Annotated in this window: 17 protein-coding genes; 14 read left to right on the top strand and 3 right to left on the bottom strand. The window is 30.5% G+C overall.

All coding sequences use genetic code 11. From position 1 onward, the window contains the following. The first annotated feature begins 14 nt into the window (after positions 1-14). The gene (locus tag WG951_RS01755) at positions 15-383 is read left to right on the top strand and encodes a DUF4258 domain-containing protein (protein ID WP_105048499.1); all 369 of its coding nucleotides are present in this window, start codon (positions 15-17) and stop codon (positions 381-383) included. Positions 384-491: 108 nt separating this feature from the next. On the opposite strand, the gene WG951_RS01750 is transcribed toward WG951_RS01755, so the two are convergent. Further along, positions 492-1,169: a TrmH family RNA methyltransferase gene (locus tag WG951_RS01750; RefSeq protein WP_105048498.1), complete on the bottom strand. Its 678-nt coding sequence runs from the start codon at positions 1,167-1,169 to the stop codon at positions 492-494. Positions 1,170-1,240: 71 nt separating this feature from the next. Between WG951_RS01750 and WG951_RS01745 the strand changes: the two genes are divergently transcribed. Continuing rightward, on the top strand, positions 1,241-1,924 hold the full coding sequence (locus WG951_RS01745) for an SIR2 family NAD-dependent protein deacylase (RefSeq protein WP_105048497.1): 684 nt from the start codon (positions 1,241-1,243) through the stop codon (positions 1,922-1,924). Positions 1,925-2,225: 301 nt separating this feature from the next. Here WG951_RS01745 and WG951_RS01740 read toward each other — a convergent pair whose 3' ends face one another. Together WG951_RS01740 and WG951_RS01735 are read right to left on the bottom strand one after the other, a co-directional pair. After that, on the bottom strand, positions 2,226-2,447 hold the full coding sequence (locus WG951_RS01740; RefSeq protein ID WP_068448094.1) for a VF530 family DNA-binding protein: 222 nt from the start codon (positions 2,445-2,447) through the stop codon (positions 2,226-2,228). Continuing rightward, complete coding sequence (locus WG951_RS01735; protein ID WP_105048496.1) at positions 2,447-4,081, bottom strand: aminopeptidase P N-terminal domain-containing protein; 1,635 nt, start codon at positions 4,079-4,081, stop codon at positions 2,447-2,449. Before WG951_RS01735 ends, WG951_RS01740 begins: the two co-directional genes overlap by 1 nt. Before the next feature lie 133 nt (positions 4,082-4,214). On the opposite strand from WG951_RS01735, the gene gcvT reads away from it, so the two are divergent. The 12 genes from gcvT (at position 4,215) to WG951_RS01675 (ending at position 14,929) form a co-directional block, all read left to right on the top strand. Continuing rightward, positions 4,215-5,300, top strand: a complete 1,086-nt coding sequence (gene gcvT, locus WG951_RS01730) for a glycine cleavage system aminomethyltransferase GcvT (RefSeq protein ID WP_105048495.1) — start codon at positions 4,215-4,217, stop codon at positions 5,298-5,300. 179 nt (positions 5,301-5,479) lie between these two features. Beyond that, positions 5,480-6,595: an SDR family oxidoreductase gene (locus WG951_RS01725; RefSeq protein ID WP_105048494.1), complete on the top strand. Its 1,116-nt coding sequence runs from the start codon at positions 5,480-5,482 to the stop codon at positions 6,593-6,595. Between the two features lie 22 nt (positions 6,596-6,617). After that, on the top strand, positions 6,618-7,616 hold the full coding sequence (locus tag WG951_RS01720; protein WP_105048493.1) for a metal-dependent hydrolase: 999 nt from the start codon (positions 6,618-6,620) through the stop codon (positions 7,614-7,616). A 132-nt stretch (positions 7,617-7,748) separates the two neighbouring features. After that, positions 7,749-8,942, top strand: coding sequence for a hypothetical protein (locus WG951_RS01715; protein ID WP_105048492.1), 1,194 nt, complete (start codon positions 7,749-7,751; stop codon positions 8,940-8,942). Between the two features lie 53 nt (positions 8,943-8,995). Then, positions 8,996-10,012 carry a Gfo/Idh/MocA family oxidoreductase gene (locus WG951_RS01710; protein WP_105048491.1) on the top strand — a complete coding sequence of 339 codons (1,017 nt, stop codon included), beginning with the start codon at positions 8,996-8,998 and terminating at the stop codon, positions 10,010-10,012. 117 nt (positions 10,013-10,129) lie between these two features. Next, positions 10,130-10,996 carry a YkgJ family cysteine cluster protein gene (locus WG951_RS01705; RefSeq protein WP_105048490.1) on the top strand — a complete coding sequence of 289 codons (867 nt, stop codon included), beginning with the start codon at positions 10,130-10,132 and terminating at the stop codon, positions 10,994-10,996. A gap of 93 nt (positions 10,997-11,089) precedes the next feature. Then, positions 11,090-11,884 (top strand): hypothetical protein, encoded by a 795-nt coding sequence (locus WG951_RS01700; protein ID WP_105048489.1) that lies wholly within the window; start codon positions 11,090-11,092, stop codon positions 11,882-11,884. Positions 11,885-12,024: 140 nt separating this feature from the next. Beyond that, positions 12,025-12,330, top strand: coding sequence for an ArsR/SmtB family transcription factor (locus tag WG951_RS01695; protein WP_105048488.1), 306 nt, complete (start codon positions 12,025-12,027; stop codon positions 12,328-12,330). A gap of 50 nt (positions 12,331-12,380) precedes the next feature. After that, a complete protein-coding gene (locus tag WG951_RS01690) occupies positions 12,381-12,617 on the top strand; it encodes a thioredoxin family protein (RefSeq protein ID WP_105048487.1) in 237 nt (78 codons plus the stop codon). A gap of 14 nt (positions 12,618-12,631) precedes the next feature. Beyond that, positions 12,632-13,039: an OsmC family protein gene (locus WG951_RS01685; RefSeq protein ID WP_105048486.1), complete on the top strand. Its 408-nt coding sequence runs from the start codon at positions 12,632-12,634 to the stop codon at positions 13,037-13,039. Continuing rightward, entirely contained in the window at positions 13,032-14,009 is a 978-nt protein-coding gene (locus tag WG951_RS01680; protein ID WP_105048485.1) for a permease, read from the top strand. The genes WG951_RS01685 and WG951_RS01680 overlap by 8 nt, the downstream gene beginning before the upstream one ends. A gap of 17 nt (positions 14,010-14,026) precedes the next feature. Next, complete coding sequence (locus WG951_RS01675) at positions 14,027-14,929, top strand: cation diffusion facilitator family transporter (RefSeq protein WP_105048484.1); 903 nt, start codon at positions 14,027-14,029, stop codon at positions 14,927-14,929. Positions 14,930-14,939 lie beyond the last annotated feature (10 nt).

Genomic DNA, 14,939 nt, shown 5'->3' with positions numbered 1-14,939 from the left:
TTCAAAATTTTACAATGCTCATTAAAAGAATAGGTTATTATTTAGTAGGTTTATCATTAGGTTGTATTGGTGTGTATTTTTTCTGGCAAAAAAAACAAGCTACTTTTGATTACGGAATGGATGCAAGAACATTAAAAACAATTAGAATTAGAAAGCGTTTGTTTTCTGAAGATGCTAAAAATGCCATGCATAAATTTAATATAGATACTTTAAAAATCAACACCATTTTATATACCGGTGATGTTGATTTCGGAAAAAGTAACCCAAGACAAAAACCTTGTGCCGAATACTATATTACAGGAACAAAAGAGTTAGAAAAAGTAAGTTTATTGGTAAAACGTTGCGATTCTTCTGCAACTATACAAAAAGTAATTGTGGAGTAATATTCTTTAAAAGAATATTTTATAAATATTTTGTTGTCATTCCTGCGAAAGCAGGAATCTATTTTAAGCAATATTAATCTTTAAGAACCTTAGTTAAATAAAAAAAGATTATTCTTCTTTTAAATTTTGGTGATAATATTTTTCAATTTTATCAACATTTTTAATTGTTTTTTTAACCCAATTAAAATACAAAACGTCTTTTTCTTCTTTGGTTAATTGCCAATCAACATCAGAATTTCTTAATTTTGTGGTTACATCTTGTAAAATAATGGCTGCAGCTACAGAAATATTTAAACTTTCTGTAAAACCAACCATTGGTATTTTTAAAAAACCATCTGCCTGTTCTTTTACATAATCAGAAACCCCCTCTGCTTCTACTCCAAATACAAATGCCGATTTTTTAGTGATATCAAAATCTTGTAACAAGCAAGAATCATTATGAGGCGTTGTTGCAATAATTTGATATCCTTGTTCTCGTAAATTATCTAAACAAATTTTAGTGTTATCTCCGTCCTTTTTATAACGTCTAGAGGTAATCCATTTTTGAGAACCTTTTGCAACGTGTCTAGAAACTTTATTGATATACTTATTTTCTATAGCATGCACATCTTGTACACCAAAAATATCTGCAGTTCTAACCACTGCACTTGCATTATGAGGCTGAAAAATATCTTCTAAAACCACTGTAAAATGACGGGTTCTATCTTCTAAAACCTTTTTAAAAAGATCTTTTCTTTTATCTGTTAAATAGGTTTCAAAGTAATTTAATAGTTTTTCATCAATCATAATTACAAACTTAGAATTATTATTTTTATCTTCATTGTAGAATTTATAAAAATACAAAAATCGATACTCTCATGAAAAGATTAGTTGTTTTAACTGGAGCAGGAATTTCCGCAGAAAGCGGCATACAAACCTTTAGAGATGCAGATGGTTTATGGGAAGGTCATAATGTTATGGATGTTGCTTCTCCAGAAGGTTTTGCTGCAAACCCAGAATTGGTTTTAAACTTTTATAATGAACGTAGAAAGCAATTGTTAGACGTTAATCCCAACAAAGGCCATCTTAATTTAGTAGCATTAGAAAAAAAATATAATGTAGATATTATTACACAAAATGTAGATGATTTACATGAACGTGCTGGCAGTAAAAATGTAACTCATTTACATGGAGAACTTTTAAAAGTAAGAAGTTCTGCTGATGAAACTATTATTTTAGATTGGAAAAAAGATTTAGTTTTAGGTAATTTATGTCCTAGAAAAAGCCAATTAAGACCTCATATTGTTTGGTTCGGAGAAATGGTACCCATGTTAGATAAAGCCATAGAAATAACTAAAAAAGCAGATATCTTGGTTATTATTGGTACTTCTATGCAAGTCTATCCTGCAGCAGGTATAGTAGATTATGTAAAACCCAATACACCTATTTATTTTATAGACCCAAAACCAGCTGTTTCTAGTAGTCATTTTAATAATTTAACCATTATTAAAGAGCTAGCAAGTGTTGGAACTGATAAACTGATGCAATTATTGAAAGATTAAATTGCCACGTTTATTCTTTTTTCTCCTATGTCATTTCGAAATGAGTTTTTTCGGGGTTGAGAAATCTCATGATACTTCTAGATTCCTCTTCGTACCTCATTCGGAATGACATAGAGCCTCTTAATTTAAAATAGCTAACAAACAAGTTTAGCCTTGATTGCAGTGGCATCCTTTTTATAGCCTTTATAAAAAAAGTTATTACGATTCTAAATAATAAATTATCGCCGCTAACAAAAAACACCCTTCGTAATGACAGCTATAAAAAGATATAACGAAAAGCAAGAAATAGCTTCTAAAAAAATTATTTAATCATGTTTTTTAAATAAAAACGCTCTACTTTTTCTCTTGCCCAGGGTGTAGTTCTTAAAAATTTTAAACTCGATTTATAAGTAGGATTGTTTTTAAATGCATTAATATTTAAAATATCGCCTAATTCTTCCCATCCATATTCTTTAAACAATTGTTCTAACATGGTAGCTAATTTTATACCGTGTAACGGATTATTGGGTTGTTCTGTGCTCATTATTTATCTAAATTTGGTAATACAAAATCGTCTAAAACGGACTTTTTTGCCATCATTTTTTCTATTTCTTTTACGGTTCTAGGTGCTTCTGCAGAGAGGTTTACAGGCCCATTTTTGGTTATTAAAATATCATCTTCTATTCGAATACCAATTCCCCAATATTTTTTATCACAATTACTACCTTCTGGAATGTAAATTCCAGGTTCTATGGTGGCAATCATATTTTCTTCAAAGTTATTATAATTTCCTGGATCGTGCACGTCTAAACCAATATGATGTATGGTTCCGTGTGGCAAATAATTATGTCTTTCATTTACAGATTTAATAATGCCTAGTTGAAACAATCCTTCGTTTACTATTTTTACTGCCGCTCTGTTTGGTGCCTGCATGCTACCGCCTACAACATATAATTTAATAGCTGCTTCTTGTGCTTTATAAACAATATTGTAAATTTCTTTTTGAGCTTTTGTAAATTTTCCGTTGGCAGGAATTGTACGTGTTACATCTGCTGTATAACCTCTGTACTCCGCACCTAAATCCATCAAAACTAAATCGTTGCCAATTTTTGTTTTATTATTTTCTATATAATGTAAAATACACCCATTATTTCCGGCACCTACAATAGACGGATAACCTTCGTATTCTGCTCCGTATTTTTTATATACAAACTCATGAATTCCCTGTAATTCGGTTTCAGACATGTGCGGTTTCATTGCTTTCATTACTTCTATCTGCCCAATCGCAGAAATACGCACTGCTTTGGTTAATAGTTTTATTTCTTCTTCCGTCTTCACTTCTCTTAACGTAGCTAAATTATTGGGTAAGAAAGAAAAATCGAAATTATTCTCTTTTTTAGCTTTTAGGTTCAGACTAATTTTTTGTTGATAATCCTTTAACTCATTATCATTTTTTGCACTTGCAAAATCCATGATTAACTTATCTTTTTTTAATTCTGGATATCGCCTAAGCTCTTGATTGATTTTTTTTGAAAGTTCAATTCTATTTTTTTCAGGAACATTTGCAATAGCTTGATGCACTTTTTCTACATGTTCTGGCAAAAATTGTATTTTATGAAACCCTGATACTTCTTTAAAACTAGCTACTAAATCGTAAATTTCTGCTTTGTTTCTAGTTGAATTTCTATAATCGTCGTTAAACTTTTCTATAAACACTCGATTAAATTTCTTAAAATCGATTTGTGTTTTTATAAAATCTTCTCCAGTCATTACATCATTAAAACCCAATTCTTTTGCTGCTCCCACTGCTCCCAAACGCATTCCGTACCACATTTCTGCTTGCGCATCTTTTTTCTGAACATATAATATTTCATTATAAGAAGCTCCGTTTGCATTTGTTTGGTTTTCCGAAAACAACACTAAAACCGCATTGGGTTCTCTATAACCGGTTAAATAATAAAAGTTTGGATCTTGATGAAACACATAATCTACATCATTGGCTCTATTTCTAATAGGATTAGCAAATACAACCGCTACAGAATTTTGTGGCATTTTAGAACGCAAAATTTCGCGCCTTTCTTTATGAAATTCTTTCGATAAAAAATCTGTAGGTACTTGTGCTACAGTATTTAGGCTAACTAGTAAAAAAACGGTACATAAAAATTTAAAAACTTTCATAAAAGTGATTTTATTTTTTGAGAAAATCAAATGTAACATTTATTATTTTCTATCTAAAAATATTAACAAACTATTAGTGATAGATAATTCCAATTTTTTCAATAATTTAGCTGAAATTTTAAGAAATCTATACATGAAAAATATTGCATTAAATAATATTCACGTTGCTTTAGGTGCTAAAATGGTTCCTTTTGCTGGTTACAATATGCCTGTACAATATGAAGGAGTTACAGCAGAACATTTAACCGTAAGAGAGTCTGTTGGTGTTTTTGACGTTAGCCACATGGGAGAATTTTTGGTTGAAGGAGAAAATGCTTTGGCTTTAATACAAAAAGTAACTTCTAATGATGCTTCTAAACTTGCCATTGGCGATGCTCAATACAGTTGTTTCCCTAATGAAGAAAACGGAATTGTAGATGATTTAATTTGTTATAAAATTAAAGAAAACACGTATTTATTAGTGGTAAACGCTTCTAATATAGATAAAGATTGGAATTGGATTTCTACATATAATAAAGAGTTTAATGCTGATTTAAAAAACTTGTCTGAAGATTATTCTTTATTAGCTATTCAAGGACCAAAAGCTGTAGAAGCAATGCAATCTTTAACTTCTGTAGACTTAGCAAGCATCCCTTTTTATAAATTTAAAATAGGTGATTTTGCTGGTATCGAAAATGTAATTATTTCTGCAACTGGTTATACTGGTTCTGGCGGATTTGAAATTTACTGCAAAAACGAAGAGGCAGAACAAATTTGGAACAAAGTTTTTGAAGCTGGTGCAGACTTCGGAATTAAGCCAATTGGTTTAGCAGCAAGAGATACGTTGCGTTTAGAAATGGGATATTGTTTATACGGTAATGATATTGACGATACCACATCGCCTATTGAAGCAGGTTTAAGTTGGATTACTAAATTTACCAAAGACTTTGTAAATGCAGAAGCTTTAGCGAAAGAAAAAGAGCACAAGCCAGAAAGAAGATTGGTTGCTTTTGAACTAGATGAAAGAGGTGTACCAAGACATGGTTATGATATTGTAGACGGAAATGGAAACGTAATTGGTGTGGTAACTTCTGGTACTATGAGCCCTTGTTTAAATAAAGGAATTGGAATGGGATATGTACCAAGAATCTTGTCTAAAGCAGGTTCACAAATTCATATTCAGGTTCGTAAAAAAGCGATTCCGGCAACGATTGTAAAACTTCCCTTTTACAAAGGATAAAATAACATTTTAGAAGTTCTCTAAAAAAATATTAGTATGTCCGTTCGAGCGCAGTCGAGAACTTTATAAGTTATAATAACTATACCTTTCTACTTCGCTCAAGCGGAAAAATAGTTGTCTGTTTTAAGACAACTATTTTTTTTATTAAATCACCTATTGAAATTTTATCAAAAAAAAACATGAATTGTTTATTAACTGGAGGAACCGGAATTGTTGGGAGTCATATTATTTTTGAATGGTTACATAAAGCCATTGTAGATAAAACGGTACAGCATCTTTTTGTAGTAATAAGAGCCAATGAAAAAACAGCAGAACAACGTTTGTTAGCTGTTTTACAAGACGCGTCTCGTCCGGATTTTTTAAATGATTTTACTCTTGAAGCTTGTTTAGAAAAAATTACTATAATTCCGAATGATTTAGCTACAATTAGCAATGAGGTTTTAGATAAATATGATTTTAATACTGTAATTCATTGTGCAGGTTCTACCAATTTATCTAGCACAAGCGATTCTAAAAAAACAGTGCATTCTCAGAATTATTTGGTAACCAAGCAACTTTTAGAGCAGTTGCCTAAACGTGTAACTCGTTTTTTATACATTAGTACTGCCTATTCTTTTGGCATACAAAATGAAAAAGTAAACGATGCTATCGAAAACCACACGGTTACCAATTTTAGAAACCCATATGAGCAATCTAAATACGAAAGTGAACGTTTTGTAAAAGAAACCTGTGCTTCTAAAAACATTGCTTCTCAGATTTTAAGACCCAGTATTATTTGTGGTCGTTTAATTCACAAACCTTTTTTTGAAACGCCAAAATTTGATGTTTTTTATTCTTGGGCAATTTTTTTAGATAAATATGCTACCAAATCTAAAGATGCTTTTAGAATTTGGATTGATAAAGAAAGTGGTTTAAACATTGTACCTGTAGATTTTGTTTCTAAAGCCATTTTATACGCTTTTTTAAATCCGCAGATTAAAGAATTAAACATTGTAAACCCTACTCAGATATTGCATAAAAATTATGTAGGTGATGTTTTAGAATCTTTTGATGTTAAGTCTTACGAATATGTAACACAGAAGCCAAAAAACTTAAATACGTTTGAAACATTGTATTATAAAACCATAGGAGATATTTTTGAGAATTATATTTCCATTCCTGATTTACAATTTCATGCTCATTCAATATTAAAGTTTATAGAAGAACTAAAATTAGATCTTACCTTAGGTGTTCATGCTAATTTTATGAACCTAATTAATTTTTCTGTCGAAAAAAAGTTTAGAAAAAGTTACTAATTATTAAATACATTTTAAAACATTGGATTCATTAACGCAAATAGTTTTAGGAGCTGCAGTTGGAGAAGCTGTTTTAGGAAGAAAAATTGGTAATAAAGCCATGTTTTATGGTGCTATTGCTGGTACAATACCAGATTTAGATGTGCTTTCTGCTTTCTTTACAGATAAAGTTACCGCTTTAGAAATGCATAGAGGCTTTACGCATTCTATCTTTTTTTCGGTACTCTTCGCCCCTATTTTTGCTTTTATAGTTACACGATATGAGAAATACAAAAATCTTAAAGATTGGTCGTGGCTTTTCTTTTGGGCTTTTATAACACATCCTATTTTAGACGCACAAACTACTTGGGGCACACAACTTTTTTGGCCTTTAGATATTCGATTGGCTTTTAAGAATGTATTTGTAGTAGATCCTTTATATACCCTACCATTTATTGTGTTTTTAGTTTTGGCAATGCGTCAGAAAAAGGAATCTAGAAAAAGACGTTTTTATAATAATTTAGGGTTGATCATCAGCAGTTCTTATTTAGCATTAACATTGGTTTTAAAAGGAATTTCTTACCAAACGTTTACCAAAGAATTAGCTGCACAACATATTCAATACAAAGAAATAGAAACAAAACCAACGCCATTAAACACCGTTTTATGGACTGCCAATGTAGAAACAGAAAATGCTTTTTTAATTGGTCATTCTTCCTTTTTTGATAAAAATCCTATTGAATTTTCTAGTTATCCTAAAAATCATGAGTTGTTAGGTGATTTGATACATCAACCTAAAGTAAAACGCATGATTGCTATTTCTAAAGGTTGGTACACCATCAATAAAAAAGAAGGTGTTTTGTATTTTAATGATTTACGTTTTGGTGCTTTAAGCATAAAACCAAATGCAGAGAATTTTGTTTTTAAATATAAAATTGAAATTGATGAAAACGGAATTCCCTTTTTTATAGAAGAGCCCAAAGAAAAAAGTGATGGTAAAAAGTTATTATCAGAACTATGGGAAAGGATTAAAGGCTATTAAAAGCAGTCTTTTTTCAATTTGATATTTTAACTCAAAAAAGCTAATTTCGCTCACTTCTGATTAAAGGCATGAATTTTGAAGTTACATCAAAATTAATATTTTAAGGAACTTGAACCAAGAACAACCTATCTTATGAAAAAACTACTGACAATTATTATCCTTATTTCTACATCAATTGTAAGCGGACAAAATAATAAAGACTCATTAAATGTAATTTATAAAAACTATTTTGAACTTTTAAAAACAAAAGAAAAATTAGATACCATTGTTCTTAAAGTAAATAATTTTGAAGAATTAATGAAGTCTAATAACAAAATTATTAAGGAGTTTTCTGATGCAGAGCTTTTTAGTTTAAAGAAACAATTAGAGCAACGAAGAAAAAAAATAATAAACACAACCGAATTTGTTTTTGCATCAAACGCTAGTTTAAACGCGATAAAACAATTGGATGCCACTAGCGATTATCTTACTCAAATTTCTAGCTTAAACAATCCTGAAAACTCAGATTTAGGTTTTTCTTTATCCGAAGAAATTGCTGAAATTTTAGAAAATGAAATTATAAAAGGTAATCGAAAAATTAATGGTGTCAAAAAATCTAAATTTCTTCTATTTATAGACAACATTATAAAATCTCCTTTAACTGAAGAATTAACCAGTGCAATACCCGTGGTGAGTTCTATAAAATCTGTGGTAGATTTGGTCATGGGCAATGCACTTAAAGGAAATGATGTTTCCATAGACGATGTTATCGATTTAAAAAAATCATTAAATGTGTATTTGGTTCATTATGAAGGATTAGCAAAGGCACAAACTGAATTTGAACAAAATCTTGGCAATTTAGACATTAGAAAAGAAGGTTTGGTTTTACTTCTAACCCAATATACCACAGAGCGTTCTAATACTTTAAACCCAAATGCCATTTCTGAGCAAGATAAAAAATTAACCTTAACAAACGTAATAAATAAGCACTACACCAAAGGCATTGTACAGCAAAGTGTAGATAAAATAATTAGTGCAAAACCTTTAGATTACAATAATCATTTAACCAATAAAAAACTAATGTATCCTACTTATGCCTTAAATCAGGCAAAGTTTATACGAGATGAAGTAGAGTCATTAAGTAAGGAGTATATCTCAATTTTTAGCACTTACCAGTCTGCTTTAAAACAAGTTTTAGAAAAAAGTAAAGTAATTGGAGATAAAAATAAAATTGATAATAAAATTTCTGAATTAGAAACTAAACTACTGGCTGTTCAGATTGCATTTGATGATAATTTAAATATTTACAACTTAAATAGTAAGTTTAATGCATTAATGGAATATTAACTTTTTAACTACGACTTTCTACAAATAAATTACACGAATAAAAAATCAATTCTATGAGTAATAATGTAATAAAAACAGGGATTTTATCTTTTGGAATGTCTGGACAAATATTTCATGCTCCTTTTCTAGATGAACATCAAAATTTTGAATTAAGTGCTGTGGTAGAAAGGTCTAAAAAGAAAGCGCATCTTATATATTCTGATATAAATAGCTACGATACAATTGATGAAATTTTAGCAGATTCAGAAATTGAATTGATTATTGTGAATACACCAAATCCCACTCATTTTGAGTTTGCTTTAAAAGCACTGAAAGCAAAAAAGCATGTGTTATTAGAAAAACCTTTTACTGTAAATTCATCTGAAGCAAAGCAACTTTTTGATGCTGCAAAGAAATATAATTGTTCCGTATTAGCGTATCAAAACAGAAGATATGACAGTGATTTTTTATCCGTTAAAAATGTACTAGAGTCTGGTAAATTGGGTAAATTAGTAGAGTTTCATCTTCGCTATGACCGTTATAAATATGTGATAGGTGAAAAAATCACCAAAGAAACTCCCGTTGCTGGTAGTGGTTTATCTTATGATTTAGGTCCGCATTTGTTAGATGCTGCAATTTCTCTTTTTGGAACTCCTTTAGAATGGAAGAAAAGCTTAGGCCATTTTAGACCAAATACACAAGTAGACGATTATGCTCATTTTCATTTATTGTATCCAGAGGGCATGCAAGTTTTTATTACAACAAGTCTGTTAGTTTCCGAACCACAACCTGCATTTATTTTACATGGAACAAAAGGTTCTTACATAAAAAAACGTGCAGACGTTCAGGAACAACAATTGCAAGAAGGTATGAAACCTTCCAATCCTTTATTTGGTATTGAAAGCACTAATACCACAGGTATTTTGACTTATTTTAATGATGAAGGTGTTAAAAAACATGAAAATATCATTTCTAAAAAATCTTCTTATAAGCAAGTATTTGATGATGTTTATGGAACTATTAGAGAAGGGAAAACATATCCCGTAACAGAAAATCAAATTATACAACAATTAGAAATTTTAGAAAGTTAAAAAACAATTTCTTATAAATTTAAGATTGAAAAATAATACCTTTACAGCTCAATTCAATTATCCTTTTTAAAGATTATTGAATCGACATCAAACTAAAATTACTATAAAACTCTAAGAATGCAAACTACAAAACTGAGCACAAAAAGTATATTACCACTCACCTGCTCTCGCTCTGGAACTTGTTGTTTTGGAAAAGCTGTAATGTTAAATCCATGGGAGTTATTTAGTTTTAGTAAAGAGAAAAAAGTAAGTCCGAGAGAATTTCGTGATTTATATACAGATTTTGGTGGTATCCGATTAACTTTTAACGGAAAACAAGATAAAAAAGGACAAAATGCTTGTAGTCAATATATAGACAATCATGGTTGTAGCGTACATCAAGGTCGCCCGTTAGCATGTCGTTTATATCCATTGGGACGACAAATACAATTTGAAAAAGCACATTATATTTTTGAAGGTGCACAATTTCCTTGCTTAACAGACTGCGCAGAAGTTTTAGATTTACCCAAATTAAGTGTTGGAGAGTATCTAAAAGGACAAGGTGCAGAACCTTTTGAAAAAGCACAAGACGAGTATTTAATTGTGATGCAAAACATTGCAGATATTGCTTTCGAATTATTGTTAGATAGTGGTTTATCCGTCTCTGGCGACACAAAAACACTCTCTTTATGGAGAGAAATGGGCAGTGAATTTCCAGAAAAATTAGCAGAAAGAATTGGAAAAGATTGGATAGATGCATTAATGATTCCTAAAATAACAGAAGTTATTGAAGATCCTATCGATTTTGCACAAAAACACAACAATCTATTACAACTTAAAGCACAAGAAGAATTTGGAGCTTTAAAAACCTTAGAAGAAGTGCATAAAGCAGCTGTTTTAATGATGGGTGTTGCTTTACATTTGTCTAGAGGTTTAGGCGCAGATACCAAAGGAATTGCTGAACTTTGGATAGAAACTGCAAAAAATCATGGTGCAAAAGAATAATATTTTAAATTTCTTACAAAAAAATGTAAGGTTGCTACTTTTTATCCGATTACAATTAATCACAATCAATTAATATCTATTTAACCGAATTACATGAAAAAAACAATTATTACATTATTTGCAAGTTTATTACTTATTGTAAGTTGTAAGAAAGCTCCTGAAGCAACAAAAAAAATTGAAGAAAAATCAAAAGTAGTTGTAGAAAAAACGTTTTCTCAAAAAATTGAAACAACACATAATAAAGATGCCTTTTTAAAAAACGAAGCAGTTCAATTTGATGCTGCAATTGAATTTGGAGGAAATGAAATTTTTAATGCAACAATTACCGTTTCTACTACTTCTGATATTGCCAGAATAACGTATAAAAATGGAGATGAAATATTTGTAAACAAAGAAAACATTTTTGTTTCTCCTAGTTTAGATAAAAATCCAGGAGTTCGTTTTCATGCATATACCTGGAGCTATTTCTTCTTGTTTCCTTATAAATTAAATGACAATGGAACAAAATGGAACGACGACTTTAAAACAAATGAAACAACAAATACTTTTGATGTTGCAAAGTTAACTTTTGGTGCTAATATTGGTGATGCTCCAGATGATTGGTATATTGTTTATGCTGATAAAAAATCACACCTTTTAGAGCATGCAGCCTACATTGTTACCTCTGGTAAAACAAAAGAAGCTGCAGAAGCAGATCCTCATGCAATTAAATATGAAGATTACAAAACTATTGATGGCATTCCATTTGCTACAAACTGGGGTTACTACGGTTGGAACATCGAAACAGGCTTATCTGATAAAATAGGAAGTGCAAAAATTACTAATATCCACTTTGTGGAAGGTTTTAGAAAAAGCTTTGCCATCCCAGAAAACTATATTAAAAAATAAGCATTCTATTTTTTACACATATAATCCCACTGAGAAATCAGTGGGATTTTTGCTTTAATACTATTCTCACATAAATCTAAAAAAGGTGATAAATATCACATTTTACCACCTAATCCTATCGTAAATTTACGATAAGAATTATGGAAAAAAATTTAACTCCCTTAGCAACCAAAGAAAACACTGAAGCTCTAGCTAAATTTGCCAAAGCTTTGGCGCATCCTACACGTATTGCCATTTTAAAACATTTAGAAAACCAATCGTGTTGTTTTACGGGAGATTTGGTAGAAATTTTTCCGTTGGCACAATCTACCATTTCTCAGCATTTAAAAGAATTAAAAAATGCGGGACTTATACAAGGAGAATTAAAACCTCCAAAAATAAAGTATTGCATCAATCAAAAAAATTGGAACATCGCTAAATCATTATTTCAACAATTTTTTGAATGATATTTTTATGTAACTACATCGCTTATTTGCGATAAACAAATATTAAAATTATGAGTAAAGTAATTAAAGTTTTAGGTACCGGTTGTCCAAAATGTCAATCGATGACAGCAGTTGTTAAAAACGTAGTTTCAGAAAACAACATCGATGCTACTATAGAAAAAGTAGAAGACATCATGGAAATTATGAAGTTTAACGTAATGACTACACCAGCATTGGTCATAAACGATGTAATTACCATTAAAGGCAGAATTCCCTCTAAAGAGGAAGTACTAGCACTACTAAAATAAATAAATTTTAGATTATGAATTATCAAATTAAGGCCTCTTCTATATTCAATGAAGATGCTGTTATTCATATAAAAGAATCTAACATAAAATTTGGCACTACTGTAAAAACCTCTAAAATATTGCCAAATCCGGCCGAACTTTTTTTAAGCTCTTTTGCGGCATGCATGCTTAAAAATGTAGAACGTTTTTCTACAATGATGAAATTTACGTATTCTAAAGCTACGCTTGATGTTTTTGCTACTCGATTAGAAAATCCGCCAAGGATGGATAATCTTCTTTATCAATTAACTATTTATAGCAACGATAAAAAGTTAAATATAGACTTGTTAAAAAAGAATATTGAAAAACACGGAACAATTTATAATACCGTAAAATTATCTTGTAACATTACGGGTACAATTAAAACAATAGAAAATGTTTGATTGGATACAAATTATTGCAGATTGGTTTGTGTATGATGTTTTAAACTTAAACAAAGAACAACATTTAGCAGAAGCCTTAAATTTCTTTATTTACGACACCACAAAAATTCTGATATTACTTTTTGTAATCATTTTTTTAATGGGAATTGTAAATAGCTATTTCCCGATAGACAAGGTTAAAAATTATTTATCAAGAAATAAATTATATGGTTTAGAGTACTTAATGGCAAGTCTTTTTGGAGTGGTAACCCCTTTTTGCTCTTGCTCATCAGTACCTTTATTTATCGGTTTTGTAAGAGGTGGAATTCCGTTAGGTGTTACTTTTGCTTTTTTAATTACATCACCTTTGGTTAATGAAGTTGCTATTGGACTTTTTATAGGTTTATTTGGGGTTAAAACTACTATTATCTACGTAGTTAGCGGTATTTTATTAGGAACTATTTCTGGGTTTATTCTTCAAAAATTAAAACTAGAAACCTATTTAACTCCTTGGGTAAAAGAAGTGTTAGCCAACGCACAAAAAGAACAAGACCTTTTTATAGCAGAAAAACAAACCCTACAACAACGTTTACCTATAATTTGGGCAGAAGTACTTACTATTTTAAAAGGTGTTATTCCGTATGTTATAGTGGGTATTGCTATTGGAGGTTTCATGCATGGCTATATCCCTGAAGGCTTTTTTGAACAATATATAGCCAAAGACAATCTTTTTGCGGTGCCAATTGCTACTATTTTAGCAGTACCAATGTATTCTAATGCATCCGGAATACTACCAGTAGCGCAGGTTTTAGTTGCAAAAGGTATTCCTTTAGGAACCGCAATTGCTTTTATGATGGGAGTTGTTGGTCTATCCTTACCAGAAGCAATGCTTTTAAAGAAAGTAATGACCTTAAAATTAATTGCCATCTTTTTTGGAGTGGTAACACTCTGCATCATTATTTCTGGATACTTATTTAATATGATTTTATAAATTTTATAAAAAAAACAATGTCTCATTCTCATAATCACGCACCTCCATCATTAAAGTCAAACGATATTAACCGTTCTTTTATAATAGGGATCTCCTTAAACGTAGTCTATGTTATAATAGAACTCTTTTATGGTTGGCAAATTGGTTCTACTGCCCTACTTTCTGATGCAGTGCACAATATTGGCGATATTTCTGGTTTATTATTGGCTTTTTTAGCTTTTCGTTTACTTAATTTTAAACCCAATACATTATTTACTTATGGTTTAAAAAAAGGATCTGTTGTTGCTTCTTTTATCAATTCTATATTACTAGCTTTTGCTATTGGTGCCATTGCTTGGGAAGGTTTTAGACACATTCTTCATCCGAATATCATTAACGGAAATGTTGTAATGATTGTTGCCGCTATAGGAATTGTTATTAATTTTTCTTCGGCTCTTTTATTTCATCATAGAAAAAAAGAAGATCTAAATATAAAAGCAGCCTATTGGCATTTAATGGCAGATGCTTTGGTTTCTTTGGGTGTGGTAATATCTGGATTGATTATTAAATATACTGGGTGGAATTTTGTAGACGGAATTGCGGCCATTTTAGTAGCTATTGTAATACTTGCTAGTACTTGGAATCTTTTTAAAGATAGCATTATTGCCATGATGGACGGAGTACCTGCAGCAATAAACACCAACGAAATTAGCGCACATATTAACGAGGTTAATGGTGTTACAGAGGTGCATCATATCCATATTTGGAGTATGAGTACCAATGAAAATGCATTAACTTCTCATATTGTTGTAGAAAACCTTAATGAAATTCCAAGAATTAAACTAGACATCAAAAAAGAATTAAAAGCACATCATATTACACACAGTACTTTAGAGTTTGAATTAAAAGAAGAAAAATGTACTGAAAAAAATAAACTGTAAATCAATTTCA

This window comes from Polaribacter butkevichii, from assembly GCF_038024105.1.
GTDB classification, from domain to species: domain Bacteria; phylum Bacteroidota; class Bacteroidia; order Flavobacteriales; family Flavobacteriaceae; genus Polaribacter; species Polaribacter butkevichii.
The sequence above is the reverse complement of the archived record's forward strand: the minus strand, read 5'-3'. Positions and strand labels throughout refer to the sequence as shown.

What these genes read in the sequence shown, in the direction of transcription:
- WG951_RS01755 (WP_105048499.1), top strand. Translation starts at nt 15, where the DNA reads ATGCTCATTAAAAGAATAGGTTATTATTTAGTAGGTTTATCATTAGGT.
- WG951_RS01750 (WP_105048498.1), bottom strand. Translation starts at nt 1,169, where the DNA reads ATGATTGATGAAAAACTATTAAATTACTTTGAAACCTATTTAACAGAT.
- WG951_RS01745 (WP_105048497.1), top strand. Translation starts at nt 1,241, where the DNA reads ATGAAAAGATTAGTTGTTTTAACTGGAGCAGGAATTTCCGCAGAAAGC.
- WG951_RS01740 (WP_068448094.1), bottom strand. Translation starts at nt 2,447, where the DNA reads ATGAGCACAGAACAACCCAATAATCCGTTACACGGTATAAAATTAGCT.
- WG951_RS01735 (WP_105048496.1), bottom strand. Translation starts at nt 4,081, where the DNA reads ATGAAAGTTTTTAAATTTTTATGTACCGTTTTTTTACTAGTTAGCCTA.
- gcvT (WP_105048495.1), top strand. Translation starts at nt 4,215, where the DNA reads ATGAAAAATATTGCATTAAATAATATTCACGTTGCTTTAGGTGCTAAA.
- WG951_RS01725 (WP_105048494.1), top strand. Translation starts at nt 5,480, where the DNA reads ATGAATTGTTTATTAACTGGAGGAACCGGAATTGTTGGGAGTCATATT.
- WG951_RS01715 (WP_105048492.1), top strand. Translation starts at nt 7,749, where the DNA reads ATGAAAAAACTACTGACAATTATTATCCTTATTTCTACATCAATTGTA.
- WG951_RS01710 (WP_105048491.1), top strand. Translation starts at nt 8,996, where the DNA reads ATGAGTAATAATGTAATAAAAACAGGGATTTTATCTTTTGGAATGTCT.
- WG951_RS01705 (WP_105048490.1), top strand. Translation starts at nt 10,130, where the DNA reads ATGCAAACTACAAAACTGAGCACAAAAAGTATATTACCACTCACCTGC.
- WG951_RS01700 (WP_105048489.1), top strand. Translation starts at nt 11,090, where the DNA reads ATGAAAAAAACAATTATTACATTATTTGCAAGTTTATTACTTATTGTA.
- WG951_RS01695 (WP_105048488.1), top strand. Translation starts at nt 12,025, where the DNA reads ATGGAAAAAAATTTAACTCCCTTAGCAACCAAAGAAAACACTGAAGCT.
- WG951_RS01690 (WP_105048487.1), top strand. Translation starts at nt 12,381, where the DNA reads ATGAGTAAAGTAATTAAAGTTTTAGGTACCGGTTGTCCAAAATGTCAA.
- WG951_RS01685 (WP_105048486.1), top strand. Translation starts at nt 12,632, where the DNA reads ATGAATTATCAAATTAAGGCCTCTTCTATATTCAATGAAGATGCTGTT.
- WG951_RS01680 (WP_105048485.1), top strand. Translation starts at nt 13,032, where the DNA reads ATGTTTGATTGGATACAAATTATTGCAGATTGGTTTGTGTATGATGTT.
- WG951_RS01675 (WP_105048484.1), top strand. Translation starts at nt 14,027, where the DNA reads ATGTCTCATTCTCATAATCACGCACCTCCATCATTAAAGTCAAACGAT.